Here is an 18,947-nt window from a genome sequence, read left to right on the forward strand (position 1 = left end):
AACGGCACGAGAAATCGACGGCGGGCGCAGGGCTACGCCCCGAGCCTCGGGAGACCGTCTATTTCTGCGTGAAGTGCGCTGAGGGCGGCAGCCCTAAGGCCCTCACAATTAAGTCTTCAATGAAGGTGATTCATATTTTTCGTATGAAGATTGACTATGTCAGGGTGACAGATCATGACCAAATGGAAGCGCCAAATTGATGCATTGAATCAATATGGTTGTGATCAAATTCATGGCGATCATGGGAGCACTGGTGCCATCAGGGACCGGAGGGGGCTGAACGATTTCCTTGATGCTCTCGAAGAGGGTGCCACGCTTATTGTTTTATAGCAAAAACCATCACCAACACGAAAATGCCCTACAGGCAAGCCATACTCGGCTATTGCAAATTAGCCAACATCAGTTAAAAGTACTCACATCACGCTAGAGTAGATAAAATGGATAACGCAATGACGCTCACCCCAACCCAATGTAAGATGGCGAGAGCGGGGGCCAACCTATCGCGGACAAAGTTGGCCGAGTTATCAGGCGTATCGGTGGCAACTTTAGCTGACTTTGAAGCGGGAAAGCGCGCTTCTTACGACAGGACACTCAAGGATATTCAGACCGCACTTGAAGACTTGGGTGCAACATTCCTTGATCCCAACCAAGATGGCCCAGGGGTACGCATCAATGACCGGAAGTAATGGGCTAAAGTTTGTTGATCTTTTCAGTGGCTTAGGCGGATTTCATCTCGCTTTGACTGGCCTGGGATGTGAATGCGTTTTCGCTAGCGAAATCAACCAAGACTTGCAGGATCTATACCAGATTAACCATGGTATGCGACCGGCATCTGACATTAGGTTTGCTTGGAAAGATGTTCCTGAACACGATATTCTTTGCGCTGGCTTCCCCTGTCAGCCGTTCTCAAAAGCGGGTTCGCAGAAAGGGTTTGAATGCGCAGATTCCGGCGATCTGTTCGACTACATGCTCAAAGTTGTGGACCGTCACTCACCTCGACTTTTGATTTTTGAAAATGTTCCAAACATTATGCGCCACAACGGCGGCAAGACGTGGGAAAGGATCAAAAGCAGCCTAAAAGGACGGGGTTACGACGTAGCGGCAACAGAGCTATCGCCACACCAATTTGGTATCCCCCAGATCCGGCCAAGAGCCTTAATTGTTGCTGCTAGTGACTTATCCAAGTTCAACTGGCCGAAATGCGAACGAAATGCATCGCCAATGCACCTTTCTTCTGTGTTGGACGAAAGGCCAAATAATGCTGACCTTTTAACGAATGACTATTTGGCATATCTGGAAGTATGGGAAGAGTTTCTTCATCTCATACCGAAATCAACAAAGATGCCCTCATTTCCGATTTGGGCTATGGAATTTGGCGCTACCTATCCGTTTGAACAGCGTTCACCCAAATCCTATCAAAAAGCATATCTGGCTCGATTCAAAGGCAGTTTTGGACAGAGCCTCGCAAAAATGAGCAAAGATCAACAGCTTGCCTCGCTTCCGGCCTACGCTCGAACAGATTGCGCTAATTTTCCAAGATGGAAGATACGATTTATTCAACAGAATCGGGAGTTTTTTCAGCAAAATAAGCAATACCTGAGGAATTGGTTGCCAAGGGTGCGGGAGTTTGCGCCAAGCTTTCAAAAGTTTGAGTGGAACTGGCAAGATGGAAGCAGAACTCTTTGGGATAAAGTCGTGCAGTTTAGAGCATCTGGCATTCGAGTGAAGAACCCGGCTAGCGCACCATCGTTAGTGGCACTTACGACAAGTCAGGTGCCAGTCATCCCTTGGGAGAAGCGTTACATGACAATGCGGGAGTGTGCTCGGCTTCAAAGCATGGATGCGCTCAAACAATTGCCTGAAAGCAAAACCTTAGCCTACAGAGCGTTGGGAAACGCCGTGAATGTTGATGTTGTCGCTGCTGTTGCGGAGCATCTAATCGCGGCGACCTTAGAAACATCCGAAACAAACGACCGATGCAAGCTTGATCGTGCCAGTCTGATAGCTGGATAGGCCTAAGGAAATCAGCATGAAACAACGAAAAATCGAATACGCCACCCTAGATCAGATTGCACTTGATCCGCACAATCCTAGACTTGGAAGGTCGGCGCTCCGCAAAAATCTGACTCCGGACGAGATACTCAATCTTATGGGTGATTGGTCGCTTGAGGAGTTGGCCACGTCATTCTTGGAAAGCGGATTTTGGGCACATGAAGCCGTTTTGTGTGTTCAAGAGAAAGTTCACGGAGAGGATCGCCTCGTTGTAATAGAGGGAAATCGTCGTATTGCAGCGTTGATGCGGCTCAAAAAGACTTTTGATGGCGATGATACTTCCAAAAAATGGCAGGAGATCATCGCCAGTGTTGAAGAACCAAAAGAACTGTTTTTGGAGGTTCCCTTCATCCGCCTCGATAACCGAAGCGAGGTAGATGCCTTCCTAGGCTTCCGCCACGTAACTGGCATTAAGGAATGGGCTCCCGCAGAAAAAGCACAATTCATTGCCAAGTTAATTGATGAAAAAGGGCTGAGATACTACGATGTGATGCGTCAAATTGGCAGCAAAACCACTACCGTCCAGAGAAACTACATCGCTTACTCAATCCTAATACAGATGGAGGACACAGAGGGATTGGACGTTAGCAAAGTAGAGGACAAGTTTAGCGTGTTGTTTCTCTCCTTGGCCCGCAAGGACGTCCGTAAATTCCTGGGTGTCGAAGAGAAGTTTGAGGTTCCTCCGGATCAAGTAAAGCCGGTAATTTCAACAGACTGCGAACAAAATTTGAAAGAGTATTCAAGATGGTTGTTTGGCGACGAGGAGAACGCAGCCGTTGTCACAGACTCTCGGCAGGTAGACAAATTCGCAAAGGTTTTAGCCAGCGCCGAGGGGTTAGATTATCTTCGTACGGTAAAGAGGCCTAGCTTAGAAAAAGCTTTTGTGATTGCAGGTGGAGATCAGGAAGAGTTGTACGAATTGATGTCAACAGCTGCCTACAACGTAGAGGAAGCGCTATCGTCAATCCATCACTATGCTGATGATGAAAGACTGATCCGGATAGTACAAAGGCTCTCGGCTAACATGTCGCAAATCAACAGAATCTTCGAACTGTAGTGATGCTTGAGATACCAAAGAAGAACTTTTCACGATCCGTAAACGTGAACAACGTAAGGATTGTCACTCTTGCCGACTGGCTCGAGGCATCACTGCTTTTCGGCGAAACTGAGATATCAAAGAGCGATGTGGTTGATGTTCTAATTGAAGAACAGATTTGTGATGGCGGTGCACAAGACTTGGCTAATGAAATTGCAGATCTCGGTTGGGCTGAAATCAGATTGCGACAGTCATGGGGAGGAATCTCTCCGAATCTTACAATCTCCGCAAACCGTTTAACCTTTGCCGCTGATTGGAGGGAAGACCCAATTCGTGCCTTCTTGGTGATGCTATCAATTCTTCAACTCTATCCAGAATGGTCTGAGAAACATCAAGATTTTTCGGTGCAAGGCGATTTGTTCGAGAGGGTTGCGGAGGAAATTTGCCCCGGCTTGCTGCCTGGTTGGACCACTGTAAGAGCGGGTTGGTCGCCAGATAATGCCGTAAGCATTGACCTGATCGTTACCGATCTGTGTGAGCGCCTTAACACCCTCGGAAGTCTTCGGTTAGACGACTGGACTTCAGATGCTACGAAGGACGGAGGCTTGGACCTAGTTTGCTACCGAGAGTTCGCTGATTCCAGAGAAGCAACACCCACGTATTTTTTGCAGTGTGCAAGCGGGACGAATTGGAGAAATAAGATACATACGCCCTGTGCTATCTCTTGGATGAAGTATCTGGATGCAGCTGTTCAGCCCAGCACGGGTATTGTCGCTCCATTTGTGATCAGCACGGAAGAGATGAGGCACGCTGGCCTTAGTGGTCAGATCACGGTGTTTGATCGCATACGCCTTTTGCACGCCACCTACGACAACAACATTTTGCTTTCCGATCCTTTGAAACAGGACGTTATTGCCTGGGTCCATCAACGTGCGCAGGATATTCCAACAATTTAGGCCTTTTAGGGCAATTTCTCTAACCTTAGCCGCCATAGCCGGAGGGGATGCAACGGGGACGCGCAGCGGGTCCCCTTGCCAAGAGGCGTGGTACTACCACGCACATCTTGCGTCTCATTTATAGACGTTTTGAGACATTGGCTTCAGCAGTACCAAGCTTTTACTAAATATAGAATTTAAAAGGCAGGGGAGCACCAGCAATACTTGGAGCAGCAGTCAGTATTTCACCGATTGCATCGGCAAATTTAAGTGTTACCGGTAAGCCGTCCGCAAAGTTACACCCGTTGAAGTTGACTTTGGTAAGAGCCAATATATCCGCTGCAACTGTTTCTATATCTGCCTCGCCCCAATCAACATGAACTGCGATTGGATTTGGAGTTTCAAATCCTGGATAGGTGTCAAAGCGAGGCACGTACCCCTTAGTCCAAAGATATGCGAGCCGTTTATGTCTTATAAGGCAGGTGCCTCGTATGACAGGCTTCTTAGCTTGACGAAACAGCTTTAGATCATCTGTTGGACGTATTCTAATGCCAACAACATTGGTGCCTTGTGAGCAACCTTCTTGGAAGCCTGCCCATTCTGCTTTCCCAAATCGGGATCGTCCGTGAATGAAAATTTCATCTGGAGGCTTGCCATGCTTTTGTTCATAAGCCGCACAAACGAGTTGCATTAACTCAGCGGCCTTTTCGCGTGATAAATGGAATTGCCTTAGCCTCTCCGAGTACCACTCACCGACGGCACCACGAAAGACGAGACCTTCACCCGAACGAAGAAAGAGCTGTGCTCCACAACACGCGTTTCTTTTGTCAGGATCAGAGGGGTCTTTCTTGAAAACGAGACCTACATAACACACGCCCGGACGAATATCCTTTAGGCGCCAAGGTGGTCCAAAAGACTTATAGTAAGATGTTGTGCAGAGATTCCACGCAATCGTAGCAGGATCTTGAACTTTATGTTTGTACTGTTCTTCACGCGGAGCCAAGATCCCGTGCAGTGTCCGTTCCCTGATTATTTGTACTGGGGTAATGTTTAGCAATCTGGCTTTTAGCTGATTGTGAAAGTTCAGATCATAGAGCTGAAGCTCTGCCTCTTTGTTATCCTCTTCGAACAAAGATGGTGATTTGAGCAAGCCCTTTGCAGTCCTTGGTTTTAGCGTCGCTTCACCTTTCACGCGTTCCGCAGAGGGTGGCATCTTGGTTGGCCGCCCCCACTGGAAGACATCATCTGGGATAACGACAAACCAAAACTCCGGTGTCACATCTGCTTCTTCCTTCAAGTACGACTGAATTTTGTCAGCATAAATATCAACAGCTCTCTTAATGGCCTCATGCCTATTATGAAGACGGATAGCCCTCTCTAGCTCTTTACTAGATACGCTCAGTCTGGCAGTGGCAGGATTTGGCCATCGCAAACCAAACGCTGCTTCTAGCCCTGGAAAAGCCGTGTGATGGGCCCTATTCTCATCGTAGGGCGGTATATAGCCTGTGACGAGCTTGCCGAAATCATCCAATAGATCTAGCAAATGAGCCGGGCCAATCATGCCTATCTTAAGTGTTTCTAGGTTATTATTTTTGTCCGCGGGACCGTAGAGAAAAAGCCCGTCTTTTGGGTGCTCTTCTAGCTGTGAGTGGGCAAATTGCAGCTGAGGCTCCGGCAGAAGTATAAGCTTTCGTTCACTCATCGTCATGCTCCTCATGATTAATCAGGGAAGAGAAGACGGGATCGTTCAGCCGCAAGCTTTCTTCTTCTTGATCATAAGCGTCAGCGAGCTCATCGGACAAATTTTCATCCACTGGATCACTAGCAATGCCGCGATCTAACTGGAACGATAGCGGTTGAGCAGAAATAACAATGCTATTTAGTTTGGAACTAGGCAGAGAAATCTCATCGCTGCCATCAGCTACAAAATTTGCGAAACCAAGCGTTAATCCACGCCATTTTTCGTTGAACCACATTTTTGTTAGGGAGCGTCGTAATCCATTAAGCCGCGTCTTGTCAGCGATTGGCGTTCTGCCATCCTCTGAGATAACAATTCGTGATCTAAGCTTTAAAATGTTCTCTTCACCGAGCATTGGCTGCGCTGTAAAGCCTAAATGCCAATGGTTGCGAGGCACAGTCTTGCCAGAGGGCAATTCTTTTTGCCCCTTTATGCCCGTCGCGGCCCGCTTGCGTAGTTTACCATTGAAATCTGTAAAAAGAAGCTTTCCGTTTTCTGGTAAGTCGAGCGGAAACCACCATGCAAGTTGACCATTGGCTAATGGATACGGGTTGAGGCCAAGTTGCTCCATTCGAACATCCCAAGCCTGGCGGATGAGCGAGCTCACCTGATTTTGCGCATCACGAGGAGCAATTCCGAGAATGTCGCCAGTATTACCCCTAAGATACTGTTTAAGAGGTAGAGTACCGCGGTCTTTTATTGGAAACTCCTCTCCAACTGCCTCCTGCATTTCGTTGTGAGGGGCAAAACCAGCTAGTAGCTGTCCATGCGCAAATGTCGGCAGTTTTGATTGAGAGGCGATAACACGAGGCTCTGCTGACCATCTAGCTCCGGGCCTTTCAAAAAAATACAGAGTTTCTGGCATTTGGGTGATTGGCAGCCAGTTAGACTGAAGTACCTCCGACTGCTCTGAAATCGCACTTGTGTGACGCATATGAATATCGCGCCAATTTTTAAGGCTGGGTGATCCTGAATTAATTTTGGGGACACTGTCGCGTTCAAACAGCTCAAGTATCTGAGAAAAACCTGCGGCCCAGTTTGAGCTGCAATCAACCCCATTTATACGAATGAGCTCTACGGCAAAGTCACCATAGCTCGTACCGTCAAGGCGTATGGGAACAATGAAGTACGGATCATCGAGTTTCTTTTTAACGACCTCAGCTAAGGCTAATTCTTTGCGAATGCCATCGCGTAGGACGTTTGCATCTGAATATGCATTACCAGATATGACGATAAGGAATTTGGCGGCCTCATCTCTAAGAGTCTTTTCAATCTCCTGCCAAAAGTCTTCACCACCCAACAGTTTGCTTGTATCGCACCAAACATCATAACCAGACATTGAAAGGCGTGCAGACAACCAAATTGCAAAGTTATTATCACTGGGTGTGGCGTGGCTAATGAATATCTTGTCTCTGTTGGCCAACAAAGGTCCCTCAATTTATCTGCCTGACTGCGTATATGCATCAGAATACTAAATCCAGGCATCTCGGCTACAGATAACTTTGCTACTTAAGGAAATTATTGAAAGAGATCTGTGAATCAATATCCCTCTAGCGCAACAAGCCCGCTTCGGAATGAAGCGGGCTTCTTTGATGATTGAGCCTTAGGCGCTTGCTGGTTGATCGCTGAGCGGAACCAGGAAGAGGACGCCTTTGCGGTCGATGAGCTCAGTCGGGACGATGTCGAGATTTACGACAGCGCCTTGCTTATCGCCTTTGCGTTTCCAGGCTGCACCGATTTCGACGGGGCGGCTGAGGACGTCTTGACCGTTATCGTCTTGGCCCGTGATGCGAGAAAAGCTGACGCGGTAAAGTGGCTTTTGAGATTGAGTTTCTTGTGACATTGGTTTGTCTCCTTTTTCTGAATTGTTTCGGCTAGACCATCCAGCCGATGCGCAACCCAGACCGCGCGCCCAGGGTGCGGGTCAATCCAGCGAAGCGGGTAACACGGGAGACTTACGTGTAAGGCGAAAGGAGCGGGCACCGATTGACGCGGCGTTAGCGAACACCCTTAGCCGCGCGGTAGCGCATGGATCTTGGCTGTATGGGCGGCATGCCAAACAAATAAAATAGGAACATGGCACTACATAAAGTTATACTCTTAATTATCTATCTATGCTGAGGAGAATGACGCATGGCAAAGCGCCACCTGATTGACTGGGATAAATGGGATGAAAAAGAGTGCATCAAAGCATGGAAAAAGATGTCGAATGCAGTTGACCCCGTCGAGCTGATTTACGCTTTCTATGGCGGCTTGCGTTCTCAAGAAATCGAACTCAAGGGCTATATATCGAACAACCGTGGTCATCACGGGAACTTTCACATAATTGACTTCGATTTTGCAAAACGGGGAGAAGCAGAGGAAAGCATGATCGAATACAATTTCAGTGTTCCCATTGAGGCCCTTAGAGGCATTGTGCAAGAACATGACTCACTGACGTCAGAACCTGAGTTATACAGTAGCATTTACAGTGATGAGGAGCTCTGCAATGCGCCAACCCGATTTGTTCTCACTGTCAAAGAGTGATGCAAAAACAGATAGCGCTACACTGACCATTTGCTCGACTTATTCTCGCCGCTAAACGGCACAATTTCAATACAGTTAGACCGCGCGGCCAAGGTGCAAGCCAATCCAGCGAAGCGGGTAACACGGGAGACTTATTTATAAGACGAATGGAGCGGGCACCGATTGACGCTGCGCTGGCTAACCCCTTTAACCACGTGGTAGCGCATGGATCTTGGCTAAATGTTCAAGCCAAAAACTTCCAAATACGAACCATATACTGAAATTTTAATCCATGATCTTTTTGCAGTGTAGATTAAGATTGTCTTTAGATAAATTTGAATCCCAAAAAGGACTTCTGTGAATGTCACCTCATTCAAAAGCCGCGAAGAGCCTGCTTACATTGGCAATTGTCTTGCTGCTACAGATCTCTTTCGTTAGCGCTTCCAAAGGTCAGCCGAGTGTAAATAATCCGATAGCAACGATGCCGTTGCCGACGCAAAAGCCTCACGCTTCGGCGAAACCTCCGCAACAACCTGATTTTACAGCTGCTTCCGAACAGATAATAGAAAAACAAGAAAAAATAGAGGCGCTATCAAAGCAAATAATAGACGAAAGATTAAATCTATCAGAAAAAAACACGTCATTAAGCGAAAGATATTTCACCATATTTGTAAGCCTCCTAACTACAAACGTAGCTATTATAGCAATTCTTATTTCCATTTTCGGTGTCGGCGTTTACAGGCTGATAATTTCAAGACTAGAAAAGGATATATCAGAAATTGTCCATAAGGAATCTTCAATTGTTCAGGCATGGGCATTTAATCTTCTATCTTATATTTGGTACGAAGAATATTATGAGTACGTCAAAAAAAGCCTAGAAGGAAAATCTCTAAATAAACATGAAATAGACAAAGCAAACGCCTCTATTCGGAATGCCCATAACATCGCAAAGCATGGCTTGGAGTTCTTGAATCGCCACCAACCAATAGACTCAATATTTTCGGGCAAAGATGCTGAAGCACTTGTCGTATGCATCAGGCTTTATAATGCTAAATTTTATGCTTACGCATCAGGGGTATTAATAAACAACAAAGAGTTATCTAAGAATGAGATAGATGAGATATTCAGAGACTGCAAAAACATATATGAGACGCTTTCCAAGACTAAAATAATGACGCCACAATACAATTTTAAATGGTACAATCATGCTGAGACTATTGGCTTCGTTTGCGCATATTTAGGCAAGCATTGCAGCCACAACGAAATGACTGAGTTCGGTATAAAAACCCTTCAAGATCTAGCTAAAGGATTGAAGCCATCTAGAAAACTAAAACCTCCACCGGAATCTTTTTCGATGGAGGTTAAAGCTGAGCATTTTAATTCAAAGCGCTTAGGCTCGCTTTAGAAAAGTGGTGCAGGCGGCCTGTCTCCATCACCCCGTTCCGGCTTCAGCAGCGTTTGAACATTTTTCGTACTCATCGTAATCCCCATGAATATGTTTCGAATTGTCATTACATTATCTTTCTACAAAAATTTTCAAGTTAAATCTATACAATTAAATTAGTTAAAATTGCAACAATATACTACATGTTGCATCCCCCTATGTCAAGATGCGCACATATTGATGAAGGAAATTCGCTAGCCCGAGAGTAGACAATCATAAAATCAACCGATAAGCAATTTACCTGGATCGCCCGTTCTCAATTTGTTCTGTTAACTGATTATCAATAATTCGTGGCTTGTTTCGTGTTGATCTTGCTATTTGAGATATAATCAATGCTCTAGGTACGAGTGGGGCTATCTCATCAGGTAAACGGCCAAACTTATCCTTTATCCACATGGCTTGATTGGATTCTTGGTTTAGAGCTTCTGCTATCAGTGGCATATCGTTTGCGGCGGCGTGATGGAGCGGGGTCATACCGTTTTTATCGGTAATCTCAACATCAGCGCCATTCTTCACCGCTATAAACACCCCAACAGCATCGCCCCGCTCAATCATCTCGAATAACTCATGTGGATCATCGAGCGCCTTGTCCTGCTCTGCTTGAGGCAGCTTGGCGACATAGTCTTTCAGCGCTTTGAGCGGATCGTCTTCGGGTTGATCGGTCATAGGCTTACGATCTCCCGTGTTAGGCGCTGCTTGTGGTCATCGCTCATCACCTCCGTGAGTTGCGAGCGCTCTAGCGTGGTTGATGATAGCGACCGATCCTTCACGGCCCTCAGTATTCCAAAGAGCCGCTGCCCCTGGCTAATGGCTACGCCATGCGACACCGCCCAGCGATCCTCGGCAAATGGCCCTTCATTGATAACGCGGATAAGCTGCGTGATCCGGGCATAGCCTGGCTTGGGCTGGAATGAGATGGCCGTATTCTCATCGCCATCCACCGTGAATATCCCATCCAGCACTTCTGCCTCATCCAGCGTGGCTCCAAACTGTGCCAGAGCTTCCCCCAATAACATATCATCCGTAGGCGTTTGGCTGCTGATACCGTTATCGCCGTATTTGCGGCGAATATAGAGATGCAAGCAGGCCCAGAACTCATAGCGTGGCGTGCTCGTCCCCTTGAGCATCTTATCTGCGGTCTGATGGATCAGCTTGGAGAGCCATTCCTCTGGCACTCCAGTTCCGGCAATCGAGCGGGCCACGAGCTTCATATAGGTGGGCAGTTTCACCGCCATCACCTGCCAATCCTCCAGCATCATGCGCCGGATGAGCTGACGCTGCTCCGGCGTGTAATGCCTATCCAGCCCAAGACTGGTGGGATCAAACCCGATGTCGCCATCCATTTGGAATATTCCGTAACTTTACGCCGCAGGCGGTACTACAGAGCAGCAGCTTCGGTCATTCTGGGGTCAAACGCAACAAGCAATGATCGGAGACAATCATGAATACAAACGCGCAATTTACTGCGCAGCAGCACATCGCACACATGCACAACTTACGATTGTATGCTAAAGTATTATGTATATTGATTGTTATATTTAAATAATGGGGCTTGTATCATGAATATTAATCTGGAAAAGTATTTACACCATGTGCAGCGCTTCGATCTGACCAAAGATCAGCAACTGGAATTGCTGGCGACCATCTGGGCGGTGGTAGAAACGGTCGTGGATCGCAGCTTTGAGGCCGATCCTCAACAATCGCTGGACACGCAAAAGCTGTTCCCGGCCTTGCGCGAAGCCTTCCATGGTGCTCACGATAAAAACAATAAGCAGGCCACGCCACTGGTGGACGGCCAGAAAGGACCAACACTATGAGCATGGATCAATCCAAAACCAAGGCGGTGATCTATTGCCGCGTGTCCAATGTGAAGCAGACGACACGTGGGAATGGTCTCGCTTCACAAGAAACCCGCTGCCGGGAATATGCCAACTATAAGGGCTATGAGGTTATCGAGGTTTATCAGGATGATGTTTCAGGCGGGTTGATTGACCGGCCTGGGATGCAGGCCATGCTCGGTCATCTGCGCCGCCAGCGCAAAGACCCGCATATCGTCATCATCGACGACATCAGCCGTCTGGCGCGGGGTATCGAAGCGCATTTGCAGCTTCGGGCCGCCATCGGCAAAGCCGGAGGGGTATTAGAATCTCCCTCAGTGGAGTTTGGTGAGGATTCAGATTCCATTCTGGTTGAGAACCTGTTGGCCAGCGTGTCACAGCACCAGCGGCAGAAGAATGGCGAGCAAACCAAGAACCGTATGCGCGGTCGGGTGATGAATGGTTATTGGGTATTTCAGGCACCGATTGGCTATCGCTATGAGCGGGTGACCGGGCACGGCAAACTGCTCATCCGCAATGAGCCTGTCGCCTCTATCATCACAGAAGCGCTTGAAGGCTATGCCTCCGGTCGGTTCCAGACCCAGGCCGAGGTAAAACGCTTTCTGGAAAGCCAGCCTTACTATCCAAAAGACCTGCCCAATGGCGAGATACGCTACGAGCGGGTGCGTGATCTTCTAAGGCGTCCGATCTATGCCGGGTATATCGAAGTGCCGAAGTGGGATGTAAAGCTGCGCAAGGGCCATCACGAGCCACTGGTGAGCTTTGAATGCTACCAGAAGATACAAGAGCGCCTGACCGACACGCCCAAAGTGCCCGCTAAAACCAATCTTCATGCGGATTTTCCGCTGCGGGGCTTTGTGACCTGTGGCGATTGCGGCAAACCCTTATCCGGTGCCTGGTCCAAGGGCCGATCACAGCGCTATGCCTATTACATGTGCTTTGAGAGGGGCTGTGTCAGCAATCGGAAGTCGATCCGCAAGGATGAGCTGGAAACCGCCTTTGAGGCGCTTCTGGATCAGGCACAACCGGCTGAGGGGCTATGTCATCTGGTCTTTGATATGTTCAAGGATTTGTGGGAGCGCCGCCTGAGCCAATCAACGGCTCTGGTGCGCATGATGAAGGATGAGTTGAAGAAGCTCGATAAGCAGGTTTCTCAACTGCTGGACCGCATTGTCGATGCCAGCAGCGATACGCTGATCAGCGCCTATGAAAAGCGCGTTACCGATCTTGAGAAGCGGCAAATTGAGCTGAAAGAAAAAATCACTGAAAACGGCAAACCCAAATGGGACTTTGACGAAACATTTCGAACCGCTATCGAGTTCCTGTCAAACCCGCACAGGCTATGGGATTCCGACCGAATTGAAGACAAGCGTGCGGTGCTCAAACTGACATTTGCCGACAAGCTGGCCTATGTCAGGAACGAAGGGTTTCGAACCGCCGCTCTGACCTTGCCATTCAAGGTGTTGAGCGAAACTGACGAGGGTGAAAACAAGATGGCGCGCCCGAGAGGATTCGAACCTCTGACCTCTGCCTCCGGAGGGCAGCGCTCTATCCAGCTGAGCTACGGGCGCGCATGGGGCGCAACATAGCGACGTGGATGCGGATTGCCAAGCATCGCTTGCCGCTTCATGTGCAGAAAATCATCTCCGGTCTGTTGCGCAGTCAGATCAAGGTCTTGCGCATGGCGTAATTATGGATCGGCACATCGCCGAGCATCAGATCGCGGCGCTGACGCTCCTGATAGCCCTGACGGATGAAAAACGCCTTTGCCGCCTCGCTCGCCTCGGCATCGATCAGGGACAACCCGGCGTTGTTGGCGGCCTGTTCGATCGCCGCACAGAGCGCCCGGCCAACGCCGCATTTGGCGGCATCGGGGTGGATATAGAAATAGTCCAGATGGCCCGAGCCGTCGCCGCCATATTCCAGATCAGCAAAGCCCAGCACCCGGTCGCCACCATCCACGGCCAGCAGCCGCAGGCGACCGTCGCGCATCTGCTCGACCAGCCGTTGCGGCTCCGGTGTCAGGGATGCCCATGCCGTAATCTGTGCCGGGGCGTAATAACGGCTGCCGAGCTGTTCAACCGAAACCCGGTACAGCAGCGATATGGCCTCCGCATCCTGATTGCGGAACGGCCGGATCGTCAGGTCCATGATGCAGCAGTCCTCCCCCTCCAGTCCGGTATCAGGTCAATCCTGATGCAATGCCATCTGTTCGGTATCGGCATTGGTTGCGTCAGCATCCATATCCATACCGATAGTGGCATTGTGCTTGACCGGGGGCAGGTCAAAAACCCAGGCGCCGATACGATCATGACGGCTGGTGGCGTCCTTGTCACGCAAGAGCATGTGATAGGCACCGGGTATCCGCTCGGTCCGAACGGTGCCGCGGGCCATCTGGGCGATGGTCTGTTGCTCGAAATAATCGGCTGCACCGGGCGGCAATATCTCGTCCTTGCCCCCGAACAGCGCCAGTGTCGGCAGGTCGATCCGCCGTATCCGCCGGGTGGATTTTTCCAGCATGTTCAGCAGACCGTAAATCTGGTCGAAGCGTACCTCGCGCTGCATCAGCGGGTCCTGTGCCATTTGTCTCAGCAGTGCCAGATTGTCGGTCGGCCAGACGGTAATGCCGCGTTTGCCGCTCATTGCCCATGGCAGGGTATGGGCACCGATATCGAGGAAGGTGCGTTCGGCCTCGCTCAGTTCCGGGCGGTCGAGCATGCCGGGTGCAATCAGGATCATGCCATCGGCAATGTCACCGGCAGTTTCGGTCTCGGTCACCGCCAGTATGGCCACCGCCCCGCCCATGCTCTCACCCAGCAGGTAGAGCGGCACATCGGGATGGGCACGACGGATCACCGACAGGGCGGTACGGGCGTCATTGGTGTAGGTTTCCGCCCCGGCCCAGCGCAGATGCGGCTCCGCGGCACCGAAGCCGCGCTGATCATAGGCATAGGTGGTGATACCGACCGTGGACCACGCACTTGCCGGCAGGGCGAAGGCGTTGCTGTAATCGGTAAAGCCGTGAAGCGCGAGGATAACCGCGCGGGTCTCCCCGGTGGCAGGCCAGACATGCAGTGGCAGTCGGGCACCGTCGGCGGTGATGATCGCATCATCGGTCAGGTGCGCTGGGCCGATTGCCGGTCCCATGGGGCGAAAATCCGGCGCACAGGCACCGAGCGTGGTGAGGGCACCAAGGGCGATCGTCAGCAAGGCTGTCCGTAACGCTCGCCCCCCGATCATCAGGCAGCAGCCTTGCGACGGGTCAGCTCAAGGAAGATATCCTCGAGATCGGCCTCACGGGTGGTGATATCGGCAATGCCGATGCCGGACTGACCCAGTGCCTCAAGGATCGACCCGACCGTTGCGTGGGAACGGCGATAGCGGATGATCAGTTCGCGGCCCTCAAGCGTAACATCCTCGAACTGACGGCATGTTTCGGGCACGGCGTCGAGATCGCGGTCGAGGGTGATGACCACTTCCTTCTGGTCGATCCGACCGAGCAGCTTGCGTTTCGGCTCACAGGCCACCACTTCGCCATGATTGATGATGGCGATGGTGTCGCAGAGCTCTTCTGCTTCCTCGAGATAGTGGGTGGTCAGCACCACGGTTACGCCCTTGCGGTTCAACTCGCGGACATTCTCCCACAACATCTGGCGCAATTCGATATCAACCCCGGCGGTCGGCTCATCAAGCACCAGCACGGGTGGCGTATGTACCATAGCCTTGGCGACCATCAACCGGCGTCGCATCCCGCCGGACAGGTTGCGGGCATAGGTGTCGGCCTTGTCAGCGAGGCCAACCAGCTCCAGCAGCTCTTTGGTCCGGCGCTCCCGGTTCGGCACACCGTAGAGGCCGCCCTGCAGGTCCAGCATCTCGGACGGCGTGAAAAAGGCGTCCATGTTCAGTTCCTGCGGCACCACACCGATGGCGGCACGGGCCATGCGGGCCTCGGTCTCGGTGTCATAACCCCAGACCTTAGACTCACCGGAAGTGCGACGCACCAGCCCGGCCAGAATATTGATCAGGGTCGATTTGCCCGCGCCATTTGGTCCCAGAAGCGCAAACATCGAGCCGCGCTCGACCGCGAGGTCAATGCCTTTCAGTGCCTGTTTCGCTGGTGCCTTGCCCGCTGCAGGGTAGGTTTTGACGAGGTTTTTGACCTCGACGGCGTAATCGGGGGATGACTTGCTCATAATAAAATCAATCAATGACAGGAATGGATGTGTGCTCGGGCTTTATCGCCGTCGTTTAAGGCTATATAAGGCCTAGCATAACCCGATCACACCCCCCGTTGTGATCTTTTGGGTAGTTTATTGTCCGAAGCGTTTCTCGCCTCATCCTGCCTAATCCTGATTGCATACCGGATTGAAACATGCGCCAGCCCGTTGAAATTGTTGAAGTTGATACCGCCCAGATTGCCTGTGATGGCGGGAATGGCCCCCTCGGCCACCCGCGCGTCTATCTGACCATTGAGCGGGCTGGCCAGATCGACTGCCCCTATTGCGGTCGCCGCTATGTTCTGAAAGAAGGCGCGAAGGTCAGCCATTAAGCATGACCGATCCGGCCAAATACGATCCATCCAAACCGCTCTATCTCGTCGATGGATCGGGCTTTATCTTCCGTGCCTATCACGCCCTGCCGTCGATGAACCGTGCCGATGGCACGCAGGTGAACGCGGTCTATGGCTTCTGCAACATGCTGCTGAAGCTGCTGACCGATTTCGACGCGCATAATATCGGCGTTATCTTTGACGCCAAATCCAACACCTTCCGCAACGAAATCTATCCCGAGTACAAGGCGAACCGCGAGGCACCGCCGGAAGACCTGCGCCCGCAATTCGGCCTGATCCGCGATGCCGTGCGGGCATTTGCTCTGCCGTCGATCGAGCTTGAGGGCTACGAGGCTGACGACCTGATCGCCGCCTATACCAGACAGGCGCGTGAGCGGGATCAGGAAGTGATTATCGTCTCCTCCGACAAGGACCTGATGCAGCTGGTCGATGACCGGGTCAGCCTGTTCGACACCATGAAGAACAAGCGCTCAGGCCCGGAAGAGGTGTTCGAGAAGTTCGGCGTTGAGCCTGAACGTGTGGTTGATGTACAGGCACTGGCCGGTGACAGTACCGACAACATTCCGGGCGTGCCGGGCATTGGCATCAAGACCGCTGCCCTGCTGATCCAGGAATATGGCGATCTCGAAACCCTGCTGGAGCGGGCTGGCGAGATCAAACAGAACAAGCGGCGTGAGAACCTGATCGAGTTTGCCGAACAGGCGCGTGTCTCGATGAAGCTGGTGACCCTCGATAAGGACACCCCGGTACCGCAACCGCTCGACAGTCTGATTGCCCATAAGCCGACGGCTGAACAACTGGGCGGTTTTCTGCGTGAACAGAACTTCAAGACCCTGACCACACGGGTGGTTGAGCGGCTGACCGATGGCAGTGTCGATGATCTGCCACCGGTTGAGGAAGCGCCAGCACAGAGCACGGCACAGCCCGTCGGATCGGCTGCGACTGCAAAAACGGAAAAGCTGCCGCCGATCAGCGAGTGCAGCTTCGCCACGATCAGCGAGATGGCAGCGCTGGAGGCGATTATCGCCGATGCCTATGACAGCGGCTTCCTCGCGATTGATACCGAAACCAACAGCCTGCATGCCCCGACCGCCAAGCTGGTCGGTATCTGTCTGGCGGCCAAGCCCACCGGCGGTGCCTATATCCCGCTGCAGCATGAACAGGTGCAGGACCTGCTTGAGCAGAAGGATGGCGACGATATCCGGCAACTGCCCATGGCCGACGTCATTGCCGCGCTGAAACCGGTGCTTGAAGACCCGGCGGTCCTTAAGATCGGGCATAATTTCAAATATGACTGGCAGTTGCTGAAACGGCAGGGCGTCGACGTGGCCCCGGTCGATGACACCATGCTGCTGTCCTATGTGCTCGACGGTAGCCAACACAGCCATGCCCTCGACAACCTCGCGCTGCTCTATCTCGATCATGAGATGGTGAAATTCGAGAGCGTGGTCGGCAAGGGCAAGAAACAGATCACCTTCGATCAGGTCGATATCCCGACCGCTACCGGCTATGCCGCCGAGGATGCCGAAGCAACCCTGCGCCTGCACCGCATCCTGAAACCGCGTCTGGCGGCGGACAGGATGGCCTATGTCTATGAGCGGATCGAGCGGCCACTGGTGCCGGTGATCGGTGCCATGGAACTGGCCGGTATCGCTGTTGATGCGGGCATCCTGCGCAGCATGAGCGAGGATTTCGCCAAGCGCCTGCAGGTGCTTGAGGGCGAGGTGCACAAGCTCGCGGGTACCGAATTCAACCTCGGATCACCGAAACAGCTGGGTGAAGTGCTGTTCGACAATCTCGGCCTGCCCGGTGGCAAGAAGAGCAAAACCGGTGTCTGGTCAACCGCCGTCGATGTGCTGGAGCCGCTGGCCGATCAGCATGAGGTGGTGGCCAAGCTGCTGGAATGGCGCTCGCTGTCGAAGCTGAAGAGCACCTATACCGACGCGTTGCAGGACGACATTGTCGATGGCCGGGTGCATACCTCGTTCTCCATGGCGGCGACCAATACCGGCCGCCTGTCCTCATCCGATCCGAACCTGCAGAACATTCCGATCCGTACCGAGGAAGGCCGCAAGATCCGCACGGCCTTTGTCGCGCCCAAGGGCCATGTGCTGATCGCGGCTGACTATTCCCAGATCGAGTTGCGCCTTGCCGCCCATATGGCGGGCATCGAGGCACTGAAAGATGCGTTTCGCAATGGCATCGACATTCACGCGGCAACTGCATCACAGGTTTTCGACGTACCACTCGATGAGATGACCCCGGAACTGCGCCGCCGCGCCAAGGCGATCAATTTCGGCATCATCTATGGCATCAGCGCCTTCGGTCTGGCGAAACAGATTCAGGTACCGATGGGCGAGGCCAAGGCCTATATCGACGCCTATCTGGGCCGGTTCTCCGAACTCACTGAGTTCATGGAAGACACCAAGGAATATGCCCGCGAGCATGGCTATGTTGAGACCCTGTTCGGGCGGCGCTGCTATGTCCCCGGCATTCAGGACAAGAACCCGGCGAGCCGCGCTTTTGCCGAGCGTCAGGCGATCAACGCACCGCTGCAGGGTACCGCCGCCGATATCATCAAGCGGGCGATGATGCGCCTGCCCGGAGCACTTGCCGAGGCTGGTCTGAAAACCCGGATGCTGCTGCAGGTCCATGACGAACTGATCTTCGAGGCACCGGTGGATGAGGCCGAACAGGCGCTGGCCTTGATCCGCAAGATCATGTCGAAATCAGCGACGCTCGATGTCCCGCTCGAGGTCGAAGCCAATCAGGCCGAAAGCTGGGCGTCAGCGCACTAAAGCGCACTGAGGCCGATCAACGGTCCCCAGT

Annotated in this window: 19 protein-coding genes, 1 tRNA gene and 1 pseudogene; 13 read left to right on the forward strand and 8 right to left on the reverse strand. The window is 51.8% G+C overall.

What is annotated here, in order from left to right; genetic code table 11:
- From CBB62_10305 to CBB62_10330, 6 genes are all read left to right on the forward strand, one after another.
- Window positions 1-200, forward strand: a 200-nt coding sequence (locus tag CBB62_10305; GenBank protein OUT40176.1) for a hypothetical protein, incomplete at its 5' end; no start/stop codon positions are given.
- Entirely contained in the window at window positions 175-330 is a 156-nt protein-coding gene (locus tag CBB62_10310) for a hypothetical protein (GenBank protein ID OUT40177.1), read from the forward strand. The genes CBB62_10305 and CBB62_10310, both read left to right, overlap by 26 nt.
- A gap of 107 nt (window positions 331-437) precedes the next feature.
- Window positions 438-686 carry a hypothetical protein gene (locus CBB62_10315; GenBank protein OUT40178.1) on the forward strand — a complete coding sequence of 83 codons (249 nt, stop codon included), beginning with the start codon at window positions 438-440 and terminating at the stop codon, window positions 684-686.
- Entirely contained in the window at window positions 673-2,013 is a 1,341-nt protein-coding gene (locus tag CBB62_10320; protein ID OUT40179.1) for a DNA (cytosine-5-)-methyltransferase, read from the forward strand. Before CBB62_10315 ends, CBB62_10320 begins: the two co-directional genes overlap by 14 nt.
- Window positions 2,014-2,029: 16 nt before the next feature.
- Window positions 2,030-3,109, forward strand: coding sequence for a hypothetical protein (locus tag CBB62_10325; GenBank protein OUT40180.1), 1,080 nt, complete (start codon window positions 2,030-2,032; stop codon window positions 3,107-3,109).
- Between the two features lie 2 nt (window positions 3,110-3,111).
- Window positions 3,112-4,044, forward strand: a complete 933-nt coding sequence (locus CBB62_10330) for a hypothetical protein (protein ID OUT40181.1) — start codon at window positions 3,112-3,114, stop codon at window positions 4,042-4,044.
- A gap of 163 nt (window positions 4,045-4,207) precedes the next feature.
- Here the strand turns inward: CBB62_10330 and CBB62_10335 are convergent, their stop codons facing one another.
- Together CBB62_10335 and CBB62_10340 are read right to left on the reverse strand one after the other, a co-directional pair.
- Complete coding sequence (locus CBB62_10335) at window positions 4,208-5,731, reverse strand: hypothetical protein (protein OUT40182.1); 1,524 nt, start codon at window positions 5,729-5,731, stop codon at window positions 4,208-4,210.
- Window positions 5,718-7,199, reverse strand: a complete 1,482-nt coding sequence (locus CBB62_10340) for a hypothetical protein (GenBank protein OUT40183.1) — start codon at window positions 7,197-7,199, stop codon at window positions 5,718-5,720. Before CBB62_10340 ends, CBB62_10335 begins: the two co-directional genes overlap by 14 nt.
- A gap of 180 nt (window positions 7,200-7,379) precedes the next feature.
- On the opposite strand from CBB62_10340, the gene CBB62_10345 reads away from it, so the two are divergent.
- The 3 genes from CBB62_10345 (at window position 7,380) to CBB62_10355 (ending at window position 9,671) form a co-directional block, all read left to right on the forward strand.
- Window positions 7,380-7,601, forward strand: a complete 222-nt coding sequence (locus CBB62_10345; GenBank protein ID OUT40184.1) for a hypothetical protein — start codon at window positions 7,380-7,382, stop codon at window positions 7,599-7,601.
- A gap of 293 nt (window positions 7,602-7,894) precedes the next feature.
- Window positions 7,895-8,287: a hypothetical protein gene (locus CBB62_10350; protein OUT40185.1), complete on the forward strand. Its 393-nt coding sequence runs from the start codon at window positions 7,895-7,897 to the stop codon at window positions 8,285-8,287.
- A 460-nt stretch (window positions 8,288-8,747) separates the two neighbouring features.
- On the forward strand, window positions 8,748-9,671 hold the full coding sequence (locus tag CBB62_10355) for a hypothetical protein (protein OUT40186.1): 924 nt from the start codon (window positions 8,748-8,750) through the stop codon (window positions 9,669-9,671).
- Between the two features lie 276 nt (window positions 9,672-9,947).
- Here the strand turns inward: CBB62_10355 and CBB62_10360 are convergent, their stop codons facing one another.
- Together CBB62_10360 and CBB62_10365 are read right to left on the reverse strand one after the other, a co-directional pair.
- On the reverse strand, window positions 9,948-10,376 hold the full coding sequence (locus tag CBB62_10360) for a hypothetical protein (protein ID OUT40187.1): 429 nt from the start codon (window positions 10,374-10,376) through the stop codon (window positions 9,948-9,950).
- Window positions 10,373-11,053 (reverse strand): hypothetical protein, encoded by a 681-nt coding sequence (locus CBB62_10365; GenBank protein OUT40188.1) that lies wholly within the window; start codon window positions 11,051-11,053, stop codon window positions 10,373-10,375. The genes CBB62_10360 and CBB62_10365 overlap by 4 nt, the downstream gene beginning before the upstream one ends.
- Window positions 11,054-11,269: 216 nt before the next feature.
- Between CBB62_10365 and CBB62_10370 the strand changes: the two genes are divergently transcribed.
- Window positions 11,270-11,527 carry a hypothetical protein gene (locus CBB62_10370; GenBank protein OUT40189.1) on the forward strand — a complete coding sequence of 86 codons (258 nt, stop codon included), beginning with the start codon at window positions 11,270-11,272 and terminating at the stop codon, window positions 11,525-11,527.
- A 2-nt stretch (window positions 11,528-11,529) separates the two neighbouring features.
- A pseudogene (locus tag CBB62_10375) lies at window positions 11,530-13,083 on the forward strand (recombinase).
- Here CBB62_10375 and CBB62_10380 read toward each other — a convergent pair.
- From CBB62_10380 to CBB62_10395, 4 genes are all read right to left on the reverse strand, one after another.
- Window positions 13,043-13,119, reverse strand: a tRNA-Arg gene (locus CBB62_10380). The pseudogene CBB62_10375 and the gene CBB62_10380 sit on opposite strands and share 41 nt — an antisense overlap.
- Window positions 13,120-13,210: 91 nt before the next feature.
- Window positions 13,211-13,699 carry a hypothetical protein gene (locus tag CBB62_10385; GenBank protein ID OUT40190.1) on the reverse strand — a complete coding sequence of 163 codons (489 nt, stop codon included), beginning with the start codon at window positions 13,697-13,699 and terminating at the stop codon, window positions 13,211-13,213.
- A 36-nt stretch (window positions 13,700-13,735) separates the two neighbouring features.
- Window positions 13,736-14,788: a hypothetical protein gene (locus CBB62_10390; protein OUT40191.1), complete on the reverse strand. Its 1,053-nt coding sequence runs from the start codon at window positions 14,786-14,788 to the stop codon at window positions 13,736-13,738.
- Entirely contained in the window at window positions 14,788-15,741 is a 954-nt protein-coding gene (locus CBB62_10395; protein ID OUT40192.1) for a multidrug ABC transporter ATP-binding protein, read from the reverse strand. The genes CBB62_10390 and CBB62_10395 overlap by 1 nt, the downstream gene beginning before the upstream one ends.
- Window positions 15,742-15,920: 179 nt before the next feature.
- Between CBB62_10395 and CBB62_10400 the strand changes: the two genes are divergently transcribed.
- The gene (locus CBB62_10400) at window positions 15,921-16,097 is read left to right on the forward strand and encodes a zinc-finger domain-containing protein (protein ID OUT40193.1); all 177 of its coding nucleotides are present in this window, start codon (window positions 15,921-15,923) and stop codon (window positions 16,095-16,097) included.
- A 2-nt stretch (window positions 16,098-16,099) separates the two neighbouring features.
- Window positions 16,100-18,916: a DNA polymerase I gene (locus tag CBB62_10405; protein OUT40194.1), complete on the forward strand. Its 2,817-nt coding sequence runs from the start codon at window positions 16,100-16,102 to the stop codon at window positions 18,914-18,916.
- Window positions 18,917-18,947: the final 31 nt, after the last annotated feature.

It is taken from the genome of Micavibrio sp. TMED2, from assembly GCA_002168225.1.
GTDB lineage: Bacteria > Pseudomonadota > Alphaproteobacteria > TMED2 > TMED2 > TMED2.